Below are 7,486 nucleotides of genomic sequence, written 5' to 3' on the forward strand. Positions count from 1 at the left end.
AGATTATTATGAGTGTTTTTATTCGTTTACTTTTAATTTTGCAACTGATTAGCGGATAGAATCGGCTGATTTGGCACGTTTGGATGTAAAACACTAGCAATTATGCCTATTTGTATAGGGGACAAAATACGGGATTCTTTAATGCAATGTGACGACTTCGTCGTCAAGACGCTATCCAGACAACATTATCGTCAGATTACATGTCAAACGCATCAAAATTGCACCGCAACTGCGGCCAGCGGTTACGATGTAATGAAGTGTGTGTCAAAATGCGCTTTGGTAGAGTACAATGCAAAAACAAGAGCAGGTAGGGACGATACTCCCGTATCGTCCGCAGTGTTCTTAGAACGCTTATATTCAAGCAATTGCGTAATGTACTACGCTCGTTCCGAGCGTGCGGACGACACGGGAGTGTCGTCCGCACCTCAACTTGATTTCGCATTTTGACACATCCTCATCTGTTTGTTGATACTATACCCCCACCGGCAGCCCGCAGGTCTGCGACCAGCGGTTAACCAAAGTTACAACATCACTGAGGTCTAAAAAATCCACAATATATATATATTCAATGAAAAAATCAGTGAGTTCAGTGAGATCCGCGCGGGGAGTTCCATTGCTGAATAGTTACCAATCGCCTGATACACCGTTAATAAATCTTAAAAATGGGGGGGGGTATTTGTTAAGCAAGTATAATTTGTTAATTTTGCAATAATTGACGTATTCTACATAAAACGATAATTAACCAAAACAACAAAAATATGAAGAAAATTTTATCGCTATTGACTATTGCCTTAATTGCCGTACAGGCATGGGGATTTGCCGCCGGAGACCGTTTCTCGGACGGCAACGTGAGTTATCGCGTCGTGACAACTACCATGGGCGAGAATTACCCCATTGCAGCTGTTACTGGTCTTAGCACCACAGGTGCTGCACAGAATGATCTTGCCCTGCGTATTCCCACATCTATTGAGCATGATGGACAACGATTCCAGGTTGACCGCATCGACGAGTACGCCTTCAAGGGCAAGACCAACATCACAACCGTGACAATCGACTATGGCAACACTGCCATTTACAAGAGTTCGTTTGAAGGATGTACTAACCTGAAACAGGTAAGAATTCCCAGCTCATGTACTTACATCTCGGCTAACGCATTTGCCGGTTGTACCAAGCTAAACCTGGTGATTTACACAAACGAAGATCTCACGGATGCCTATATCCATGCCGACGCATTCCCCAAGAATGCCGACATGTACCTGTATCTGCGCTGGAGTGGCACTAAAGATGTAGTGAACCTGTTCAAGAAACATGCAGCGTTCTCACACTTCAAGTACATCAGCCGCAGCAAGTCGGGCTATGACTTCATCTATGACACAGGAGCGTGTTTCAGTGTTACAAAGGCTCCCACAAGGCTGTCATACGGTGAATTTACCCTTACAGGCTTCATCGATACAAATACCAGAAGATCTCTCGTTTTAAACAAGAGCACCTATAGCGTTGATGGTTACACCTATAAACTTGTAGCCATTGCCGATAGCGCATGCTATTACCAGACCCCACTTACCGAAGTCAACCTTACCGGTTCTCGCTATCTCACCACTATAGGCAAGTCAGCGTTTGAAAAATGTACAGCTCTTGAAACTGTGACTCTCAATGAAGGACTGGAAACGATTGAAGATAATGCATTTGCTTCATGCACAAGTTTGAATCCGGAGTTCTACCTCCCTAGCACAGTTAAGGAAATTTATCGCAGCTTTGACCGAAACACAACTGCAATCAAGAAATTTAAGGTATCAAGCTATAACGAGAACTTGAAGGACTACAACGGTGCGCTGTACTGCAAAGAGACCGACGGCACCTATGCCTTGAAACTGTGGCCCCGCGGCGGTGAAAATTCTATCGCGGAAAAAGAATTCATGCCCGGAATGACGGCTCTCAAGAACCAATGCTTCTATGAGTGTCCCACTATTGTTGTATATCTGCCTTATGGAGTAAAGAGCGTTGAGTCTTACTCATTTGCACACTGCTCACAACTGATGTGTGTAAAAATCCCCAGCTCGGTAAATTACCTTGGCACAAACACATTCTACAACTGTCCAAGTCTTGAAAAACTATACATCAACCTGACCACTCCTCCCATTATCCCATCAACCATGTTTGCCAATTCCAAGAAGATTAACCTGTATGTTCCCCGAGAAGCCGAGGAAGCTTACAAATCAGCTAATTACTGGAAAGACTGGAAACAAATCAATTACGGTAGAACAGCCTATGACTTGGAGACCAAAGACTACAAGAGAGACAATGGTGAAACATCGGCTACATTTTACACAGTGACCAGCAACAGTAGCTACGGCCGCTATGGTACCGGCAAAACTTACGATGGTCAAGTCCGCCTTGTGATGAAGGAGACAATTTATGCCGATACCGAGGTAGGTGGCAAACTCGTAGTTCCTGAATCAATTAAAGACGAAATGGGTAACGAATATGCCGTGACAAGCATTGGTCCCCGTGTGTTTGCCAATACGCATCTCATCGGCTCTGGCGACAAGTGCCACACTGTGACACTGGGCTTGAATGTGGAAACCATCATGGAGGATGCCTTCATTTATCGCGACCATATCACCAAGCTCAACCTCAACCCCAACCTCAAGAGGGTCGAGAACCATGCATTTGAAGACTGCAAAATTGCCAATGACCTGATGTTCTCTTATGGCATAAAATATCTGGGAGCTAGTGCTTTCTATGGCAACCCCATCAAGAAGATGCGTATTCCTTCATCGGCTACCCAGCTTCATAGTCTATTCTTCGATGGTCTCAACCAACTCGAGGAACTTGTCCTCAATGTCGATTACGACAAGATGGAAGATTTCAAGCACAGCGACTATATATGGACTATTGATGGCTTAAAGAATAAAAACACCAAGGTTTACGTTCCCACCGAGAGCGTAGATAAGTATAAGGCCCAGAATTACTGGAAACAAGTGGCAAGCAACATCACTGCCGGCGGTCACGACTTTACCTATAACAATGGAGTTCCCGGAAATACAGCATATTACATGACCGTGACTAGTAACTCCATTGGCGACTATGAAGGAGATGTGTCTTATGGCTTTGCCAAGTATGTTTACCACCCCGCTGTTGCTGCAGTAAGCAAAGGTGGCAAATTTGGTGCTGCCGATGTAGAGATTGACAGGAGCAACGGCGACTACAAGCGATACCGCATAACAGAGTTTGGCGACAACTGCCTTGCTAATGCTAACTATACAAGCGTGTCAACCGACAAGATGAAGTCACTTATGCGCATCGGCAACAGTGCATTTGCAGGCTGTCCTCTCACAGAGTTTGTGATTCCCGAGAACGTCAATTATATTGGCAGCAAGGCCTTCAACGGCTGCAGCGCGCTGAACACACTCACTGTTAAGACCAAGAATCCTCCCACTGTTAATAATGCCGACGCATTCACTACTTACAAGACTACTAAGCTGATAGTACCCCAGGCAAGCGTAAACACTTACAAGACTACCAGCATCTGGAAGGACTTCTACAGCATCCAGGGAGAAGACAGCGGCTTGAAGGGCGACGTGAACGGTGACGGCGTGGTTGATATCAGCGACGTGAATATCCTGCTCAACATCGTCCTGGGCAAGGACAGCGCAAGCAAGTATGCCGGCCGTGCCGACGTAACTGGCGACGGCAACATCGACATCAGCGACGTGAACAGCTGCATCAACATTGTGCTTGGTAAAGGCTAAGCTAAAGGATAATTCAAACAACTTTTAAAATATTTTAGAAAATTATGAAAAGAAGAATCGGTGCATTATTGACCTTCCTGTTAGTGATGGGAGCGTCTTTGTCTTGGGCACAAAGCCAAGACTTCGAAATCAGCCTGTTGACTGCAACTCCCGAGCTGCCAACTGGTGTCAAGCAGATTACATATAATCCTGATCACATGACATATTATCATCAGGACAATCACGGCTGGTGCTGGTATGCTATTGAGTTCGCAGTTGATAGCGAAGTAGAAATCACCGTCGGTGGCTGCAACTATCAGAACGGTTATTATGCCTACCTCACTGATGGTGAAGGCACAAAGATTGCCGACATCATCAACGACGAGTGCGAAGGCTCTTTCTCTTATAGATATTCAGGTGAGCCCCAGACACTACGCCTCTACTGCGGCCAATACTGCCCCTTTATCAAGGTGGATGCTAACCCCATGTCGGGCATAAACGATGTTCACATCAGCACACCTGCTACATCGACATGCTACGACCTCAACGGCCGAATGCTCAAGGAACCCCAGCCCGGCGTGAATATCATCAACGGCAAGAAAGTACTTGTAAAGTAACGACCCGCACTCCACGATAAAAGCACGAGGCTCCGCAACGTTGCGGGGCCTCATGTTTTTTATAGCATGGATAGTTTTTGTAGCCTGGATAGCCGTTATAGTATAGAAACCCTATCACGGCTATCTATACTATCCTGGCTATCAGCCCCACCCGGCTAACTTTTTTTGTTAATATTCCTTAAATCGGGGGGGGGGGGGTAATTTGTTAACTTACATTTATTTAGTACTTTTGTGAATTAAAGAAAAATCTCTTGTTTTACTTTGAATTACAAATAAAATAATAGCTAATATGAAAAAGGTTTTATTATTCATCATGTTGTTTATGACCGCAATGTCGTCATGGGCCATTACCGTAGGAAATTATAACTACGACATTACCAAGGAACCCTCGGGAAGTACCCCAGGGGAAGTAGAGGTCACAGGCTTAAAGTCTTCAACGCTGAAAGTTGATAAAATTCCCAGTTTCGTCACTTACAACAACAAGAAGTACTATGTTACCTCGATTGCCAACTTTGCATTCCAAGGTTGTGTAACTGAAGCTTACCTGAGAATCCCTTACGGTGTCCAGAAGATTGGTTCACGCGCTTTCTACAAGTGTACTGGACTCACGCTGGTCTACATACCCTCGTCGGTTACCGAATTCTATGGCGAAGTTTTCGCCGAGACATCGCTCACTCGAATTTTTTACAGCGGCTACACTCCCAGTTGGATTACCAAAGACTGGGGTGAGCACACCTTTGTGAGCGACCCGTCAAAAGTGGATTTGGTGTTACCGCCGGATGCCGACTATAACCTTTTCAAGGATAAGAAAATGTGGAACACATTGAAGAGCGTTAGTTATAACTCAGCGGCTTATGACCTCCAACAAGAGTATTATATTGATGGAAATGTCAGCATGATTTATTATGTATGCACTTCAAAGTTTACCCTCAACAATAGCACTTCTAATCCTATTGAAGCTAAGATAACTCAACTTAGAGGTAAAATCGCTGCACCCCAACAGATAGTAGGCCTTAACAATTCTGTGTTCATTAAGGTCAACAGTTTTGTAAAAAAAGTATGTGACAATTCTGTTCAAACACTCGACTTGACTGGTCTTACCAATATCACTGTTCTGCCCGAGTCGCTTTGCGAAGACGCAACTAACTTGCGTACAGTGAAGTTAGGCAATATCTCGGAGATTGGCAATCATGCCTTCCGTAATTGTTCTTCACTCACCGATTTGCAGATTGACGAGTCTGTTACACTACTCACCAAAATCGGTGACGGAGCGTTTGTAAACACTGGCCTCACCCAGCTCATCTTGCCATTTGGCGTGTACCAAATTGGCTCGCGTGCATTTGCTAACTCAAAAATCAAGAAACTGCTTGTCCCCTGCACCTACATGGCATCAAACAACAATGCGTTTGCCGACATGAACAGCCTTGAAGAGCTGTATCTCAACTCACGGGCTGCCTATAATGCTCAACTGGGCTGGAGCACCATCCCCCTGAGCGCTACCATCTTTGTGCCGGTGGGCTATGTGAATCAGTACCGCGGTATCGCTGCTTTCAAGAACTACAGTCCGAAGATTGAGGCTGGTGCCTACGACTTCACCAACACCACTGTTGCTCAGAGCCAATATGCCACCGCATATATCTCTATAGACCAACTCACACCCTTCACTATCAACGGTGTGACCTACGACGGCACAGCTAAGTATGTTTACAACAAGAACCTGCGCACCAACCGCTCTTTCACAACCCGTGTTGCCGAGACCAACACTTATTACAACATGGGCAAGAAGTACTACATGCGTGAGGTGGAGGACAGCTGCTTCATGGGCGCTAAACTCGACCTTGGCGTTAATCTCGGCGACAACATTGAGCGCATAGGCCACCACGCATTCTATGGCACAGGCCTCAAGTCTATCACTCTGCCCAAGAGCGTGAACTACATCGGCGAGTATGCATTTGCACTGGCAACCAACCTCGAGGACGTTACCATCACCAGCAGCACGCTGCCCGAGTACGGCGGACAGTTCTTCGGTGCCAATGCCGATAACTTCAACCTCTACGTTCCCTTCGACCGACTCCACGAGTGGTACTACAACAGCGACTTCATCAGCTGGAAGTTCTCAAGCGCTACCACCAGGACTTGCGACTATTACCTTGGCGTTTATATCTACCCGCAGCAGTATTCTACTCTCAACTTAGGTTGCGGCGGCAGTTACAACATCTCGGACTCTGGCCTCAAGGGCTACTTCATCAAGAGTGCCGACAAGACTACAAAGAAAGTTATCACCGACGAGAGGACTTATGTCGTGGGCGGACAGCATGGTGTGCTTCTCACCGGTCTTGAGCCCGGAAAGTCTTATAAGTTGCGCCATGTATCGTCTAATATCCAGAGGGTTACAAACAATCTGGCACCCGTGAACCAATCGGCTGTAGAACTGAGAAACCATGCCAACTCTTACTACTGGGATGCAAGCAAGAAAAAGTTCATCAAGGCACGCTATGAAAGAGTTCTTCCGGGCTACTGCTACCTGCAGCTTGACAACTCGGACGTTGACGAATACTCTCTCGACCTCGACCTCCCCGATGCTGGAAAGAAGGGAGACGTGAACGGCGACGGCCAGGTGGATATCAGCGACGCAAATATCCTGATTAATATCCTGCTGGGCAAAGACAGCGCAAGCAAGTATGCCGGCCGTGCCGACGTAACCGGCGACGGCAACATCGACATCAGCGACGTGAACAGCTGCATCAACATTGTGCTTGGTAAAAGCTAAATCTCATCAATTCACCATAGAAACCGAGGCTCCGCAACACCGCAGGGCCTCGTTTTTTTTTCCATACAACCTAAAAAGTCAAGAAAAAACCATTCATCTCACACTTGCACAATAACCTTTGTGCTGGGAAAAAGATCGGGACAACCGCATCAAATCAATGGGAAAATCTGGCTTAATCTGTACTGTACCCTCAGTGCCTTCTATAGAATAAAAAGATATATTGCTGCCCGATAAAAATCGGGATTTGATTAATTCTATTGGTTAACTGCCTGTAAATAGGCATTGGTCTTGTAATTCTCAAAATTGGGCCCCTCTTCTTGTGGGAAGAGCTCCAGTTGGGGCGATATGTCATCCTCTGGACTCCGGTT

3 protein-coding genes are annotated in these 7,486 nt (G+C 46.0%); all 3 read left to right on the forward strand.

Annotation, left to right across the window (positions count from 1 at the left end; translation table 11 throughout):
• Positions 1-758: 758 nt before the first annotated feature.
• Complete coding sequence (locus tag ACKI3C_RS00295) at positions 759-3,752, forward strand: leucine-rich repeat protein (protein WP_407401004.1); 2,994 nt, start codon at positions 759-761, stop codon at positions 3,750-3,752.
• A 44-nt stretch (positions 3,753-3,796) separates the two neighbouring features.
• A complete protein-coding gene (locus ACKI3C_RS00300) occupies positions 3,797-4,348 on the forward strand; it encodes a hypothetical protein (RefSeq protein WP_407401005.1) in 552 nt (183 codons plus the stop codon).
• 289 nt (positions 4,349-4,637) lie between these two features.
• A complete protein-coding gene (locus ACKI3C_RS00305) occupies positions 4,638-7,118 on the forward strand; it encodes a leucine-rich repeat protein (protein WP_407401006.1) in 2,481 nt (826 codons plus the stop codon).
• Positions 7,119-7,486 lie beyond the last annotated feature (368 nt).

It is taken from the genome of Sodaliphilus sp. (assembly GCF_045598405.1).
GTDB lineage: Bacteria > Bacteroidota > Bacteroidia > Bacteroidales > Muribaculaceae > Sodaliphilus > Sodaliphilus limicaballi.